The 14,365-nt window shown below is 68.5% G+C and carries 16 protein-coding genes; 13 read left to right on the top strand and 3 right to left on the bottom strand.

Going from position 1 to position 14,365, the window contains the following annotated elements; genetic code table 11:
• Nucleotides 1-112: 112 nt before the first annotated feature.
• The 5 genes from JNB_RS06365 (at nucleotide 113) to JNB_RS06345 (ending at nucleotide 4,135) form a co-directional block, all read left to right on the top strand.
• Nucleotides 113-1,873, top strand: a complete 1,761-nt coding sequence (locus JNB_RS06365; RefSeq protein ID WP_009775600.1) for a DEAD/DEAH box helicase — start codon at nucleotides 113-115, stop codon at nucleotides 1,871-1,873.
• Between the two features lie 96 nt (nucleotides 1,874-1,969).
• The gene (locus JNB_RS06360; protein ID WP_009775599.1) at nucleotides 1,970-2,581 is read left to right on the top strand and encodes a hypothetical protein; all 612 of its coding nucleotides are present in this window, start codon (nucleotides 1,970-1,972) and stop codon (nucleotides 2,579-2,581) included.
• Nucleotides 2,578-3,303: a hypothetical protein gene (locus tag JNB_RS06355; RefSeq protein ID WP_009775598.1), complete on the top strand. Its 726-nt coding sequence runs from the start codon at nucleotides 2,578-2,580 to the stop codon at nucleotides 3,301-3,303. The genes JNB_RS06360 and JNB_RS06355 overlap by 4 nt, the downstream gene beginning before the upstream one ends.
• Nucleotides 3,303-3,842: a hypothetical protein gene (locus JNB_RS06350; protein ID WP_009775597.1), complete on the top strand. Its 540-nt coding sequence runs from the start codon at nucleotides 3,303-3,305 to the stop codon at nucleotides 3,840-3,842. Before JNB_RS06355 ends, JNB_RS06350 begins: the two co-directional genes overlap by 1 nt.
• The gene (locus tag JNB_RS06345) at nucleotides 3,839-4,135 is read left to right on the top strand and encodes a hypothetical protein (protein WP_009775596.1); all 297 of its coding nucleotides are present in this window, start codon (nucleotides 3,839-3,841) and stop codon (nucleotides 4,133-4,135) included. Before JNB_RS06350 ends, JNB_RS06345 begins: the two co-directional genes overlap by 4 nt.
• A gap of 31 nt (nucleotides 4,136-4,166) precedes the next feature.
• Here JNB_RS06345 and JNB_RS06340 read toward each other — a convergent pair whose 3' ends face one another.
• Nucleotides 4,167-4,658, bottom strand: coding sequence for an Lrp/AsnC family transcriptional regulator (locus JNB_RS06340; RefSeq protein ID WP_009775595.1), 492 nt, complete (start codon nucleotides 4,656-4,658; stop codon nucleotides 4,167-4,169).
• A 107-nt stretch (nucleotides 4,659-4,765) separates the two neighbouring features.
• Between JNB_RS06340 and hppD the strand changes: the two genes are divergently transcribed.
• The 8 genes from hppD to JNB_RS06300 all read left to right on the top strand — a co-directional run bounded on the left by hppD (nucleotide 4,766) and on the right by JNB_RS06300 (nucleotide 12,206).
• A complete protein-coding gene (hppD, locus tag JNB_RS06335) occupies nucleotides 4,766-6,028 on the top strand; it encodes a 4-hydroxyphenylpyruvate dioxygenase (RefSeq protein ID WP_009775594.1) in 1,263 nt (420 codons plus the stop codon).
• 205 nt (nucleotides 6,029-6,233) lie between these two features.
• The gene (locus tag JNB_RS06330; protein ID WP_009775592.1) at nucleotides 6,234-6,770 is read left to right on the top strand and encodes a hypothetical protein; all 537 of its coding nucleotides are present in this window, start codon (nucleotides 6,234-6,236) and stop codon (nucleotides 6,768-6,770) included.
• Between the two features lie 41 nt (nucleotides 6,771-6,811).
• Nucleotides 6,812-7,612 (top strand): DUF4097 family beta strand repeat-containing protein, encoded by an 801-nt coding sequence (locus JNB_RS06325; protein WP_040884312.1) that lies wholly within the window; start codon nucleotides 6,812-6,814, stop codon nucleotides 7,610-7,612.
• Nucleotides 7,609-8,388, top strand: coding sequence for an ABC transporter ATP-binding protein (locus tag JNB_RS06320; RefSeq protein ID WP_009775590.1), 780 nt, complete (start codon nucleotides 7,609-7,611; stop codon nucleotides 8,386-8,388). Before JNB_RS06325 ends, JNB_RS06320 begins: the two co-directional genes overlap by 4 nt.
• Before the next feature lie 10 nt (nucleotides 8,389-8,398).
• Entirely contained in the window at nucleotides 8,399-9,208 is an 810-nt protein-coding gene (locus JNB_RS06315) for an ABC transporter permease (protein WP_009775589.1), read from the top strand.
• A 63-nt stretch (nucleotides 9,209-9,271) separates the two neighbouring features.
• Nucleotides 9,272-9,475: a DUF4177 domain-containing protein gene (locus JNB_RS06310; RefSeq protein WP_009775588.1), complete on the top strand. Its 204-nt coding sequence runs from the start codon at nucleotides 9,272-9,274 to the stop codon at nucleotides 9,473-9,475.
• 72 nt (nucleotides 9,476-9,547) lie between these two features.
• On the top strand, nucleotides 9,548-10,345 hold the full coding sequence (locus tag JNB_RS06305; protein WP_009775587.1) for an RDD family protein: 798 nt from the start codon (nucleotides 9,548-9,550) through the stop codon (nucleotides 10,343-10,345).
• A gap of 115 nt (nucleotides 10,346-10,460) precedes the next feature.
• The gene (locus JNB_RS06300) at nucleotides 10,461-12,206 is read left to right on the top strand and encodes an HNH endonuclease signature motif containing protein (protein WP_009775586.1); all 1,746 of its coding nucleotides are present in this window, start codon (nucleotides 10,461-10,463) and stop codon (nucleotides 12,204-12,206) included.
• A 36-nt stretch (nucleotides 12,207-12,242) separates the two neighbouring features.
• Here JNB_RS06300 and fahA read toward each other — a convergent pair whose 3' ends face one another.
• A complete protein-coding gene (gene fahA / locus JNB_RS06295; RefSeq protein WP_009775585.1) occupies nucleotides 12,243-13,472 on the bottom strand; it encodes a fumarylacetoacetase in 1,230 nt (409 codons plus the stop codon).
• Complete coding sequence (locus tag JNB_RS06290; protein ID WP_009775584.1) at nucleotides 13,469-14,329, bottom strand: hypothetical protein; 861 nt, start codon at nucleotides 14,327-14,329, stop codon at nucleotides 13,469-13,471. Before JNB_RS06290 ends, fahA begins: the two co-directional genes overlap by 4 nt.
• Nucleotides 14,330-14,365 lie beyond the last annotated feature (36 nt).

Genomic DNA, 14,365 nt, shown 5'->3' with positions numbered 1-14,365 from the left:
GCCGTCCGGGGCCCTGGCTCGCCGAGGGCGACGAAGCACACGTCGGCGCGCCCGGGCGTGAGGCAGACCCCCGGCATGTCGTCTCGAAATCCTCGTTACCCTTGCGGAGCCGATGAGTACCTCTGCTGCCAGCCACCTCAGCCCCGCCTTCCCCGAGCGGGCCGCGTGGGGTACCGCCGCGAAGTTGCGCGCCTGGCAGCAGGAGGCCCTGACGGCCTACCTCGAGGCGGACGCCAAGGACTTCCTCGCGGTCGCGACGCCGGGTGCCGGCAAGACGACCTATGCGCTGCGGATCGCCGCGGAGCTGCTCGAGAGCGGCGAGGTCAAGGCGATCACGGTCATCGCACCGACCGAGCACCTCAAGACCCAGTGGTCCGAGGCCGCGGCGCGCGTCGGCATCCAGCTCGACCCGAAGTTCTCCAACTCCACGGCCGTGCACTCCCACGAGTACGACGGTGTCGCCCTGACCTACGCCCAGGTCGCGGCGCGGCCCGATCTGCACCAGCGGCGGACCGAGGCGACCCCGACCTTCGTCATCCTCGACGAGATCCACCACGGCGGGGACGCGCGCAGCTGGGGTGACGCGATCCGGGTGGCCTTCACGCCTGCGGCGCGACGGCTCTCGCTCACCGGGACGCCGTTCCGCTCCGACTCCAACCCCATTCCGTTCGTCCGCTACGAGATGGACGAGGCCGGGATCGTCCGCTCCGCGGCCGACTACACCTACGGGTATGCCGCCGCCCTGCGTGACGCTGTCGTCCGACCCGTGCTCTTCCTCGCCTACGGCGGCGCGATGCGCTGGCGCACCAAGGCCGGTGACGAGATCGCCGCCCGCCTCGGCGAGCCGCTCACCAAGGACCAGACTGCCCATGCCTGGCGCACCGCGCTGGACCCCAAGGGGGAGTGGGTGCCGTCGGTCCTCGCCGCGGCCGACAAGCGCCTCACCGAGGTCCGTCGCCACGTGCCCGACGCCGGTGGTCTCGTCATCGCGACAAACCAGACGACGGCCCGCGCCTACGCCAAGATCCTGCACTCGATCACGGGGGAGAAGACCACGGTCGTCCTCTCCGACGATGTCGGGTCGAGCCAGCGGATCGAGGAGTATGCCGCGGGCAACCAACGCTGGATGGTCGCCGTGCGCATGGTGTCCGAAGGCGTCGACGTGCCCCGGCTCTGCGTCGGCGTCTATGCCACGTCGACGTCCACGCCGCTCTTCTTCGCGCAGGCGGTCGGGCGGTTCGTGCGCGCCCGCAAGCGCGGGGAGACCGCATCGGTCTTCCTGCCGTCGGTGCCCACGATCCTCGAGCACGCCGCGTCGATGGAGCTCGAGCGCGACCACGCCCTCAACCGCAAGAGCGACCCCGAGGCCGAGGCGTCCATGTGGGCCGAGGAGGAGAGCCTCATCGCGGCCGCCAACCGCACCGACAAGACGATGGGGTTGGAGGAGGAGAGCTTCGAGGCGCTCGAGTCCGACGCCCACTTCGACCACGTGCTCTTCGACGCCCAGCAGTTCGGCCTGCACGCCGACGTCGGGTCCGACGAGGAGCAGGACTACCTCGGGCTACCCGGTCTGCTCGAGCCCGACCAGGTGTCCGCGCTGTTGCACGAACGTCAGGCCAAGCAGTCCAACGCGACCGGGCGCAAGCCCCGGGCCTCGGAGGTGCCGATCTCGGCCCACCGTGCGCTCGCAGCGCAACGCAAGGAACTCAACAAGCTCGTCGCGGCATACGCCAAGAAGAGCGGGGCGCCGCACGCCAACGTGCACATGGAACTCCGAAGGGCCTGTGGCGGACCGGAACTCGCCGCGGCCACGTCCGAGCAGGTGGCCGTTCGCATCGACAAGCTGAGGCTCTGGTTCGTCGGTCGTCGCTGAGCAGGGCGTGGACGGGGACTGCTCCCCATCGCGCGATGTCGCCGGGCGACCTACGGTTGCCCCAACGCATCCGGCGACGAGAAGGGGGGTGGCCTCGTGAGCATCGAGGTCAACATCGAAGGCGTCAAGGGCCTTCAAGAGGCTGTGCGCATGAACAAGCAGTACCTGGCGAAGGCGCACACGTTCGTCACCGACAACTGCTCGAACTTCGGTGCCTTCACGGGCTTCCTGGACCTCTTCGAGGGTGACTACCGCGAGGCCTACGGGCAGGTCGATGCCAGCCTCGCCAAGGGAGTCCTCAGCGCTGGAGGTATCGCTCAGACGATCGGTGCCAACCTCAAGCAGTACCGGCACGACGACGTCGAGTCATCGACGCGCCTGAAGGGCATCGAGGTCAAGGTCGACCTGCCGAGCATCAGCGGGACGGACCCCTCGACGGGCCTGCCGATCGTCGAGGTCGGGAAGTACGGGGCCACGGCGACGGACGACGTGACCGACAAGGGTGACCGCGAGTACGAGAAGCACCAGAACGAGACCTACAAGCACCGAGGCGACAACCCGCGCCGGAGTCACGGAGCCGTCAACCCCTTGGCGCCGATCAACGTGGCCGACGACGTCCAGGAACTGTTTGGCTCGGCGGGCGACATCAACGACGCGAACGACGACGCGGGCGACTACGACGACTTCGAGAACGGGGGCAAGCGATGACCACCATCACGCTGCAGAATCCGGCCGACCTCCTGGTCGCGGCCGAGGACAGCGAGGCCTATGGGCAGATGATCGAGAACGCCAAGGGCAACTGCGGTCCGATCCTGCAAACCATCGACTGGGCCATCAAGAAGATCTGCCACTGGTCCCTGATCGAGAAGATCATGTCTCCCGTTGCCGGTGACTTCAACGGCGTCGATGAGATGAAGTCCAACTGGTACAACACCGGTCTGGCCCTCAAGTGCGTCGGCACGAACTACTCCACGATCGCCGGAGCCGTGGACGACGCCTGGGTCGCTCCCGCAGCGCACCGGGCACACAGCACGCTTCTCAAGCACGCGTCGGCCCACACCCGGCAGGGAACCGCCTGTGCCCTCATGAGTCGTCAGCTGGGCAACATGCTCCAGGCCACCTCGCAGGTCGTGAGCTCGGTGTGCAGCCTGTTGGGCCTCATCGAGGAGTGGGTGCTGACGCTGAGCGTCGCGAAGCTCGCCAAGGAGGTGCTCACGGGAGGCGCCGGCGTGCGGCGAGCCATTCGTCTCGTGGGCGAGGCCATTGACCTCATCAAGAGCCTCTCCAAGCTCATTCCCGCCCTGGCCGCGGCCTGCGCAGCCATGGAGGGGGTGCTCACCGCACTCACCATGTCCTTCAACCTCATGGCGGCCAAGGCCCAGGCAGACGCGGGCGGGCACGTCAACGACACGGCCGGAGCTGGCTTCTAGTGGCGGGGCATCGCGAGGACGAGGACGCGCTGTTCGAGGCCCAGGCCCAGCTGCGCCGGCAGGAGGCCGAGATCGCCGAAGTGATGGCCGGAGTCGCTTCGGCGGCCGAGGTGATCGAGCGGGCCCGAGCAGAGCTTGCGGCGGAGGCCGACGAGACGCGCGCGGACCGCGAGGAGGAGGAGAAGGAAGCACGCTCGGGAGCGCTGGGCTCCAGCCGTCAGGTGCTGCAGCGTCGGATCGACCGCGATGAGACGACGTGGGCGGAGGTCATGTCGGGTCGCGACGAGCACGCCAGCGCCGTCGACTATCGCGACAGCATCGGGGTCGGGATTCAGCGGGTGATCGACCAGGAGCGCGACAAGGACCCCGAGTTCGACGAAGGCTTCGAGCGACTGTCGACCCAGGCTGACTTTGAAGCACCTCCGGTGCGTATGCCGGACTGGCCAGTGCCAGCGGAGGCAGTCCAGGACGGCCGCCAACCGGTGTCGCCAGAGGATGGTCGTGGCACCACGCCGAGCACCGAGTTCGGCACCTGGTGAGCCTGCTCGACTCCTACCTCGAGCTCAGGATCAGGATCGGCCAGATCCTTCTGGTTGCGGTGGGCCTCGTCCTCGGCCTGGCATTCACCGTGGGTGCGTTCGTCACCGGCCAGTGGGCCTGGCTCGTCGCGGCGCCGATGAACCTCGGCGGCATCGCCCTGGTGGTCATCGGTGGGCTCGCGCGTCACCGGACCCAGAACTCGCGTGGCACTGCACAGTCGATCGTGGGTGGCGTGCTCATTGTCGGCTCGATCTGGGCAGCGTTCCTGCTCGGCAACGCGTTCCCGGTCTGACCGCTGGGAGCCCGGATCGGTGCCTGCCTGCTCAGTCGGAGCTGCGCTGGGCCGACGCCTCGACGAGGGGACCGGTGCGGTGGTCGAGGTGGGTCACGAGGCACATGGACGTGTTGGCCCGCAGCACGTGGACGTCGTCGATGATCTCGTCGATGACCCGGCCGAGGTCGGCGTTGTCACGCGCGACGACCCGGACGATGAGATCGCCCACCCCAGTCGTGGAGTGGATCTCGAGCACCTCGGGGATGGCCGCCAAGTGGGCGACGACGGGCGCGTGGCCCTGACGCTGGCGGATCTCCAGGGTGCAAAAGGCCGTCACCGGGTAGCCGAGAGCCTTCGGGTCGACCTGCGGGCCCATCGCCGAGATGATCCCGCGGCCCTGGAGGCGATCGAGTCTGGCCTGCACCGTGCCTCGGGCGACGCCCAGACGACGGGAGGCGCCCAGCACTCCCACCGTGGGGTTCTCGGTGAAGAGCGCGATGAGTCGCGCGTCCAAGGCGTCGATGCCGTCGGGTCGGATCATGGGCACAGTGTCGACCCCATGCCCATGCAAAGGCAACATCATGCGCAGACTGTGCAGCGCGGCGGCATACCGTTGCACATCCTGCGTGGGTCAGACACCCTGCAACCATGACCGACACCACGATCACGAACCCGACCACGGACACAGCGTCGCAGCCCACTCCGCTCGACCTCACCCCGCAGGAGCGCGAGGCCAACCTCAACCTCGAGCAGCTCAAGCAGCTCGTCGGCCTCGTCGAGTACGACGAGAGCAAGGACCCGTTCCCCGTCACCGGCTGGGACGCGATCGTCTTCGTCGTCGGCAACGCGACCCAGGCCGCCGCCTACTACCAGGGCACGTGGGGCATGGAGCTCGTCGGCTACTCGGGCCCGGAGAACGGCAACCGCGACCACAAGGCGTTCGTCCTCAAGTCCGGCTCGATCCGCTTCGTCCTCAAGGGCGCGGTCAGCCCCGACAGCCCGCTCATCGCGCACCACACCAAGCACGGTGACGGCGTCGTCGACATCTCCCTCGAGGTGCCCGACGTCGACAAGTGCATCGCCCAGGCCAAGGCCGCCGGCGCCCGCGTCGTGCAGGAGGCCGAGACGGTGTCCGACGAGTTCGGCTCCGTGCGCATCGGTGCGATCGCGACCTATGGCGAGACCCGCCACACGCTCGTGCAGCGCACCGTGGACGGTCAGACCTACTCCGGTCCCTACCTCCCGGGCTACGTCGCCCGCAGCTCGTCCTTCGTCAAGCGCGACGGCGCCCCGAAGCGTCTCTTCCAGGCGCTCGACCACATCGTCGGCAACGTCGAGCTCGGCAAGATGGACGAGTGGGTGTCGTTCTACAACCGCGTCATGGGCTTCGTGAACATGGCCGAGTTCGTCGGCGACGACATCGCCACCGACTACTCCGCGCTCATGTCCAAGGTCGTCGCCAATGGCAACCACCGCGTGAAGTTCCCGCTCAACGAGCCGGCGATCGCCAAGAAGCGCAGCCAGATCGACGAGTACCTCGACTTCTACCAGGGTCCGGGCGCACAGCACCTCGCCGTCGCGACGAACGACATCCTGCGCAGCGTCGACGAGCTCCGCAAGGAGGGCGTGGAGTTCCTCGACACCCCCGATGCCTACTACGACGACCCCGAGATGCGCGCCCGCATCGGTGAGGTCCGCGTCCCGATCGAAGAGCTCAAGTCGCGCAAGATCCTCGTCGACCGCGACGAGGACGGCTACCTCCTGCAGATCTTCACCAAGCCTCTCGGCGACCGCCCGACGGTCTTCTTCGAGATCATCGAGCGGCACGGCTCGCTCGGCTTCGGCAAGGGCAACTTCAAGGCCCTCTTCGAGTCCATCGAGCGCGAGCAGGACGCCCGCGGCAACCTCTGAGGCAACCGCTCCACACACAAAACGGCGAGGGTATGCCGGGTGCTCAGCACCCGGCACACCCTCGCTTTTTCGTGTGCCCACTTCCTCTTCGTGCCCACCACGGACAACTCGCTGGCGCTCGCCGTCCGTGGTGGGCACGACGAGGGTGTGATGTGTGGCGTCATGGGTGTTGACAGTGACGTCACAGTGGTGTCACCATGACGTCATGGAACTCACTCGATATGTCGACTCGCTGCAGCAGCAGCTCGCCGTGGCGGCCGCCGCCGGTGGCCCCGAGGCCGAAGCCGTTGCCGAACGACTCGCTGCTCCACTGGACTCAGCCGTCCGACTGACGTTGCAGGAGGCGGTTGTTGACGCCGCCGCCGAGATCACCCTCGCCCTCACGCCGGCCTCCGTGGATGTCCGGCTCGCGGGGCGCGGACTCGCCTTCGTCGTGTCGGGTCTGGCTGAGCAGGCCCCAGCAGTGGCGTCACCCGTGACGTCACCTGTCGTTTCATCGACCTCTGCGGAGGAGGGGGACGAGGGCGGAACCTCCCGCATCACCTTCCGCCCCTCCGACCGCCTCAAGGCCGACATCGAAGCCGCTGCCGAGCAGCAGGGCCTGTCGGTCAACGCCTTCCTCGTCCGCACCCTCACCCTCGCCGTCCGCCCGGGCGCTCCCACCGCGCCCCTGCCCGGCGCCACCGGCGGTCCGGTGACGACGTCCAAGGGCGGCCAGCGGCTGTCCGGCTGGGCCCAGTGACCCCCGCCATGACCTTCACCGACCACGTTCAGGAGACCCTCGTGACCACCTTCGACACACCCACACCGATCCGAGCCCGGGTCCGCCTGCATGCCGGCGGACTGCGCGCCATTGCCTCCGACACGGAGCACACGGTCGTCACCGTGCTTCCCTCGCGACCCGACCGAGCCGGCGACGTCGACGCCGCCGAGCGCACCAGCGTCACGTTCGTCGACGGGGTGCTCGACGTCACCGCGCCGCGCGACCGAGGGATCAGCCTCGTCTGGCGCCCGTCGTCGGTCGAGGTGCTCATCGAGCTGCCCAGCGGATCCCACCTCGACGCCGAGACCGCCGCCGGCGACATCGAGGCCACCGGCCGCCTCGGCGAATGCACGCTCAAGACGTCGGCCGGCAACGTGCGCGCCGACGAGACTGCCCGCGCTCAGCTGCGCACCTCAGCGGGCAACGTCGACGTCCGCCGCGCCACCGTCGAGGCCGACCTGAGCACCAGCGCAGGCAACGTCAGCCTGGGGGAGAGCGGCGGTCGCGCCACCCTGCGAGCAAGCACCGGTGACATCTCGGTGGGTCGCAGCTCGGGCCGTCTCGACGCGCGGACGTCCTACGGCCAGATGCGAGTCGACTCGATCACCGAAGGCGAACTCACCCTCGCCACGGGCTACGGCTCCATCGACGTCGGCGTCCTCGACGGGACGGCGGCCCGGCTCGAGGTCGCCTCCGACCACGGCCACGTTCGCAGCGAGCTGTCCCCGACGGCGGGTCGTCCCGAGGACGCGGCTCGCACGGCGACCATCGCGGCCGTCACCAAGTACGGCAACATCACGATCAGGAAGGCACTGTCATGACCATCGCCACTGCCACCCAGGCCGCCCCGGCCATCGCCGTCGCGGGGCTGCGCAAGTCCTACGGCGAGCTCGAGGTCCTCCGCGGCGTCGACCTCGAGATCGAGCAGGGCAGCATCGTCGCCCTGCTCGGCAGCAACGGCGCCGGCAAGACCACGCTGGTGCGGATCCTCTCCACGCTCTTGAAGGCCGACACGGGTGAGGCCAGCGTTCACGGCCTCGACGTCGTGGCGGACGCCGCAGCGGTCCGGGCCGCGATCAGCCTCACCGGGCAGTTCGCCGCCGTGGACGGGATGCTCACCGGTCGCGAGAACCTCATCATGGTCGCCCAGCTGCGGCACCTCGCACACCCGGCCGCCATCGCCGACAGCATGTTGCATCGGTTCTCCCTCACCGAAGCCGGGGGTCGCCGCGTGGCGACCTACTCCGGTGGCATGCAGCGCCGCCTCGACATCGCGATGAGCCTCATCGGTGACCCGCGCACCATCTTCCTCGACGAGCCGACGACGGGCCTCGACCCCGAGGGGCGCCTCGAGGTGTGGGACGCCATCAAGGAAGTGGCCGCCCTGGGCACCACGGTCCTGCTCACGACGCAGTACCTCGACGAGGCCGAGCACCTCGCCAACCGCATTGCCATCCTCCACGAGGGCCGGATCATCGTCGACGGGACGTTGGCCGAGCTCAAGGCCCTGCTGCCACCGGCAGAGGTCGAGTACGTCGAGAAGCAGCCGAGTCTCGAGGATGCCTTCCTCGCGGTCGTCGGCGCCAAGAAGAACTGAGGAGACACCGATGACCACCGCCACCGCCCCGACCGCCGTCGCCCCCGCGTCGGCAACCGCGAGCCACTTCTTCAGTGACACGACCGTCCTGCTGCGCCGGTCCCTGCGTCACATCGCCCGCAGCCCCGACACGATCATCACCACGTTGATCATGCCGATCGCCATGATGCTGCTCTTCGTCTACGTCCTGGGCGGGGCCATCCAGACCGGCACGAAGTCCTACGTCAGCTACCTCCTGCCGGGCATCCTCGTCATCACCATCGCCTCGGGGATCTCCTACACGGCGTTCCGCCTCTTCATGGACATGCAGGGCGGCATCGTCGAGCGATTCAGGTCGATGCCCATCGCGCGTTCGTCGGTCCTCTGGGCGCACGTCCTCACGTCGCTGGTCGCCAACCTCATCTCGTTGGTCATCGTCGTGCTCGTCGGCCTGGCGATGGGATTCCGTTCTGGCGCAGGGCCGCTCGCGTGGCTCGCGATCCTCGGCATCCTCGTCCTGCTGACCCTGGCCCTCACCTGGGTGGCGGTCATCCCCGGACTCACGGCCAAGACGATCGACGGCGCGAGTGCGTTCGCCTACCCGCTGCTCTTCCTGCCGTTCATCAGCTCGGCCTTCGTGCCCACCGCCTCGATGCCCGGACCGGTGCGCGCGTTCGCCGAGAACCAGCCCATCACGACCATCGTGGATGTCCTCCGCCGGCTCTTCGCCGAACAGCCCGTCGGCAACGACGTCTGGGTCGCCCTTGCCTGGTGCGTCGGCATCCTCGTCGTCGCCTACGCCTTCGCGGTCCGCACCTACCGCGGGAGCGTCGCGGCCTGACTCGACCACGAAGAAACGCAACGTATGCCGCGGAGCCCAGCTCTGCGGCATACGCTCGTCTTCATGGGATATGAGTACAAGGTTGTCCAGGTCCGCGAAGGGCTCATGGGGGGCAAGATGTCCGCCGGAAAGCTCGAGTCCATCCTCAACGAGTGGGCCTCCAAGGGATGGCAGTGCAAGGCCATCACCGCGGTCGAGGTCAAGGGACGCATCGGTCCCGGAGGCACGGAGGGAGTGCTCGTCACCTTCGAGCGCGCGCTCGGCTGACCCGAGTGATGCCCGCTCGCCCGCACGCCGGCGATGCGGGGGCGGGCAGGTCGGTGTGACATCCTGCGGAGCATGAGCACGCCGAGCAGCGCCGGGTGGTACGAGAACCCTGACAACCCCGAAGAGCTGCGTTATTTCGACGGCATCCTCTGGACCAAGAACACGACTCCGCTGCGCAAGCGCCCGCACCAGGGCCCACCCGTGGTGCCGCCGTCGTCGGGCCCGCAGGAGCGCCCCGCGGGCTGGGGACCGCAGCCGCACTCGCAGACCGGGCCGCCCGAACCCAGGTCCACTTGGCTTGGGCAGTCCGGGCGTACCGGACTCTCCGGAGTGCCTGGCCAGCCCGTTCTCGCGTCGTATGGGCTGCGAGTCGTGGCCTACATCCTTGACGCGATCATCGTCGGCGTCCTGGCCCTCGTCTTCGGCGGCGTGCTGCTCTGGCGGGCCGTCGAGCCGGCCATGGACGGGTTCGACAAGGCCATGACCTCCGGTGACATCGAGGCGATGAACGCCGCGTTGACCGACGTGCGCCTGGGGTACCTCGTCGCTTTCCTTGCCGTGCAGCTCATCCTGTTCCTCGTGTACCAGGTCTTCTGCCTCGTGCGCTGGTCGGCGACGCCCGGCAAGTTGACCGTCGGCATCAGCGTGCGGCGTCTCGACCGTCCCGGCCCTCTCGACATCGACACCGCCCTCCGACGGGCCGGCTTCCAGGCAGCGGTCCAGGCGATGGGCAACCTGCCGTATGTGTCACTGCTCGGCACCGTTGCTCTGGTGGCGGACCTCGTCTGGCCGCTGGCGGACGACAAGAACCAGGCGATCCACGACAAGGTCGCCAGGACGATCGTCGTCAAGGGCAAGGTCCAGCGCTGAATCCGCTGCCCTGTCGAGTCCGAACATCGAATTCGGTTGTGCGAGTGCGGAATTCAGCCCAGAGCGTAGCCCGAATTCCTTGACTCTAGAACTCACGTTCGAGTAAAATCAGGTCATGGAAAGCACCGCCGCGACCGCCGCCCTTGAGGGCCGGTATGCCGCGTTGCGTGCTTCCGCACATGAGTTGAGTTCCGAGGAGCTCCTGGACGTCATCGAGCTCGCCCAACGTGAGAAGGACGTGGCGTCGGCCCGTCAGGCGGTTGCTCTGGCGCACCTGTCCGCGCGTGACTTCCACCGCCAGGAGGACGGCACCTCGGTGGAGGTCCATCACGGGTTGGGGCACCAACGTCAGGACGGTCCCGAGCTCGCGGCACCCCGGTTGGGGTGCTCGGTGCACATGGCGACGAACCGGATCCTGGACGCGATCCGTCAGCTGACGCGTACCCCGGCGGTGGTGGATGCGATGGCGTCGGGTGATTTGGATGAGCAGCGTGCCCGGGTCGTGACCGAGGAGACGGAGTTCTTGTCGGCGGAGTCCGCGGCTGAGGTTGTGGAGCGGGTCAAGGACGTGTGGGGGCAACTGACGACCGGGCCGCTGCGCCGGTTGTTGGCGCGCACCGCGGCGCAGGTCGACCCGGATGCGGTCGCCCAAGAAGCTGAGGACGAGCGGGCCCGGCGTGGGTTGACCCGCCGCACCGGGGAGCACGGCACCGATCACTGGCGTGGGGACTTCCGCGTCGAAGACGCGAGGGGTGCTTGGGCTGCCGTCACGGAACGCGCCCGTCAGCTGGTGCGCGACAAGAAAGCCAGCAACCTGGAGATGGCTCGGTCTGACGCGATGATGGAACTCATCCTCGAACACTCCGACGTCAGGGTCATCGTTCACGCCACCCGCGCCGCCGACGACGAAGCGCGACCCACCGACACCACCGCCGACGAGACCACCCCTGCTGACGAGACCACCACTGCTGACGAGGCCGCCCCTGCTGACGAGACCGCCTCATCATGGGAGGCGGCTGCGCCCACTGGGGCGAGCGGTGCGGCCGAGGACCTCGTCGAGGTCGGTGGGCTCGGGCAGGGTGGGACCACGTTCGTCCCCCGTGGATGGCTCGACGCTGCTGGCACCTCGAACCCCGACCGTGACCTCACCTGCGACAACGACACCGGTGCGCTCGTGCACGGTGACGTCCCGGCCGCCTTCGCGCGTGGTCAGGGCCGAGCCCGGCACGCTCGCCGCAAAGCCGAACGCTGCGGCCAGGACCTCGAAGACTTCAGCCAGTCCTACCGGGTCCCTGACGGCATGGCCCGACTCATCCGGTTGCGCGACGGATCCTGTCGCTTCCCCGGTTGCGGTGTGCCCTCACGCCAGTGCGACCTCGACCACGTCCGACCCTGGCCGGCCGGTCCCACCTCCCCGACCAACCTCATGGCGTTGTGCCGGCGCCACCACCAGATCAAGCAACGCGACGGCTGGACCGTGAAGCTCCACCCCGACAGCACCGTCACCTGGACCGACCCCACCGGGCTGCAACGCACCACCTGGCCCGTGGACCACCTCCACCTCATCACCGCCGGACACACGCAACGTGACTCGAAGACGTCTGCCTCACCCGGCCAGCCCGTCGAGTTCCCCACCACCTTCGAGGAAGAGCTCTACGCCCTCCTCGACGCGGACACCCGCAAACCCCTCCACGCACGACCCTGCGTCCGTGCGTTCGACGGCACCCTCCTGTCCGGACCACGACCCCACATCGACCTCGACGCCGGACACGGCCTACCCACGAAGCAACGACCCAGGATCACCTTCGTCTTCGACGCACCGCCGACGCCACCGCCGCGACCGGACATCATCCCGTTCTGAAGCCGGAGAGGGTGGCCGAAAAATTGGCTGCGTGGGTCAGCGGGCGGGGCGGATCGTCCCGACGCACTCGCCGAGCGAAATCGTGGTGCCGTCCGGGCCCGGGGCCGTCGCCCGCAGGATGACCGTGTCGCCGTCCTCGAGGAACGTGCGAGTCGAGCCGTCGTCCAGGGTCACCGGGTTCTGACCGCCCCAGGAGAGCTCGAGGAAGGAACCCCGCTCGTCCTCGTTCGGCCCTGAGATCGTCCCCGAACCGAACAGGTCGCCGTCGCGCAGGGTCGCGCCGTTCACCGTCATGTGGGCCACCATCTGGGTGGGTGACCAGTACATCGAGCGGAAGGTCGGGCGGGACACCACCGTGCCGTTCCACTCGACCTCATAGGTGATGTCGAGCCCGTAGGCCGTGCTCGCGCCGTCGTCCGTCGCCTCGCCCCGGAGATAGGGCAGGGGAGTGGGCTCGGTCTGGCCCGGCAGCGGAACACGCGCAGCCCGCAGCGCCTCTGTCGTGATGACCCACGGCGCGATAGTGGTCGCGAACGACTTGCCGAGGAAGGGGCCGAGGGGGACGTACTCCCACGCCTGCAGGTCGCGGGCGCTCCAGTCGTTGAGCAGCACGACGCCGAAGAGGTGATCGTCTGCATCAGCAACGGAGACAGGCGAACCCAACTCGGTGGCGCCGCCGACGATGAAGCCGAGCTCGGCCTCGATGTCGAGCCGGACACTCGGCCCGAAGACCGGAGTCGGCTCCGTCGGAGGCTTGCGCTGACCGGTCGGCCGGATGACATCGGTCCCTGAGACGACGACCGTCCCGGAGCGTCCGTGGTAGCCAATCGGCAGGTGCTTCCAGTTCGGCGTCAGCGGCTCCGAGTCCGGCCGGAAGAGGCGCCCGACGTTGGTGGCGTGGTGCTCACTGGCATAGAAGTCGACGTAGTCCGCCACCTCGATCGGCAGGTGCATCGTCACGTCATCGACCGCGACGAGGTGCGGCTCGACGCAGTCGCGCCGGGCCGGGTTGGTCAGGACGTCGACGATCCATTCACGGGCCGCTGACCAGGCCGGGCGGCCCAGCGCGAGGAAGGCGTTGAGGCTCGGCTCCTGCCACACGGCATACGACTCCATGCCGGCCTGCTCGGCACAGGCTCCGAGATCGAGGACGTGGTCCCCGATGCGAGTGCCCACCCGTGGCGCGGCGTCACCGGTCGAGAAGATGCCGTAGGGAAGGTTGGTGATGCCGAAGGGGTGGTCGGCGGGCAGGTCGAGCCAGGTCATGAAGGGTTCTCCTCATTGGGGTCCAGATCAAGAAGGCCAAGCGTCTCGAGCTCACCGATCGGGTCGGTGACTTCACAGCAGCCGTATGCCGTGAAGAGACTGCGCAGGCGGGTCGCGTCCGCGTCGTCGAGGTTGAGGACGGCATTGGCGAGCAGCTGCGAATCGCGCTGTGCCAGAAGGGCTTCAACCGCCACCAGCGCACCGTCGTGGGTGGCGGAGTGCACCGCGAGCAGGACGTTGAGCAAACCGTGCTGCGGCTCGCCGTCGTGTTCAGCGCGCACGGCGTGATGCAGTCCACCCGTGAGCTTGAAGGGGACGCCGAGGCGTGCGCTGTCGTGGATGAAGGCGGCGAGCTCGGCCTCGTCGGGCCAGGCCCACGAGGGGGTGGCGCCCGTGCGGAACTTCGCCTGGACGAGGTGCCCGCCCTCGTCCATGCCCGCGCGGATGTCCTCCAGTGCGCGGTCCCGGTCGGCGCCACGAGGGATCTCGAGGGTGAGCGGCAGGCGGTCCACGGGGAGATTGCGCCACCCGGGGAACCACCCGAGCTCCGCGCCCACTGCCGTCACGGCACTTTCGGAGGACAGCCGCTGGATCGCGCTCACGACCACCGACGGGTCCACGCCGGGTCGCGCGATCAGTGACACCTGGAGTGGCCCGGACGTGCCCGAACGGGCCTCGCCCGTGAGGCTCTCCACATCGGAAGCCGGCACGAGCAACGGACCGATGAGGGCGGCATACGCCGATCTGCGGTGACCACGGTGGCGCGCGACGGCGATGTCGAGCGGCGCGTTCCCCGGGGGGAAGACGGCGGCATCGTCGATGAGCCCTGCGAGCAGGGCGGTGGGCGCCGTTGACATGCCGGACACGCTACTAGGCTGTCCTCACCGACCGAA

Source organism: Janibacter sp. HTCC2649 (assembly GCF_000152705.1).
In the GTDB taxonomy this organism is placed as follows: Bacteria; Actinomycetota; Actinomycetes; order Actinomycetales; family Dermatophilaceae; genus Knoellia.
Note: the sequence above shows the minus strand (reverse complement) of the source record. Positions and strands in the feature narration are given on the sequence as shown.

Bases quoted from the DNA above. Each gene is read 5' to 3' on its own strand.
- JNB_RS06300 (WP_009775586.1), top strand. From the start codon at position 10,461: ATGGAAAGCACCGCCGCGACCGCCGCCCTTGAGGGCCGGTATGCCGCG.
- JNB_RS06330 (WP_009775592.1), top strand. From the start codon at position 6,234: ATGGAACTCACTCGATATGTCGACTCGCTGCAGCAGCAGCTCGCCGTG.
- JNB_RS06320 (WP_009775590.1), top strand. From the start codon at position 7,609: ATGACCATCGCCACTGCCACCCAGGCCGCCCCGGCCATCGCCGTCGCG.
- JNB_RS06290 (WP_009775584.1), bottom strand. From the start codon at position 14,329: ATGTCAACGGCGCCCACCGCCCTGCTCGCAGGGCTCATCGACGATGCC.
- JNB_RS06315 (WP_009775589.1), top strand. From the start codon at position 8,399: ATGACCACCGCCACCGCCCCGACCGCCGTCGCCCCCGCGTCGGCAACC.
- JNB_RS06340 (WP_009775595.1), bottom strand. From the start codon at position 4,658: ATGATCCGACCCGACGGCATCGACGCCTTGGACGCGCGACTCATCGCG.
- JNB_RS06355 (WP_009775598.1), top strand. From the start codon at position 2,578: ATGACCACCATCACGCTGCAGAATCCGGCCGACCTCCTGGTCGCGGCC.
- hppD (WP_009775594.1), top strand. From the start codon at position 4,766: ATGACCGACACCACGATCACGAACCCGACCACGGACACAGCGTCGCAG.
- JNB_RS06305 (WP_009775587.1), top strand. From the start codon at position 9,548: ATGAGCACGCCGAGCAGCGCCGGGTGGTACGAGAACCCTGACAACCCC.
- JNB_RS06310 (WP_009775588.1), top strand. From the start codon at position 9,272: ATGGGATATGAGTACAAGGTTGTCCAGGTCCGCGAAGGGCTCATGGGG.
- fahA (WP_009775585.1), bottom strand. From the start codon at position 13,472: ATGACCTGGCTCGACCTGCCCGCCGACCACCCCTTCGGCATCACCAAC.
- JNB_RS06365 (WP_009775600.1), top strand. From the start codon at position 113: ATGAGTACCTCTGCTGCCAGCCACCTCAGCCCCGCCTTCCCCGAGCGG.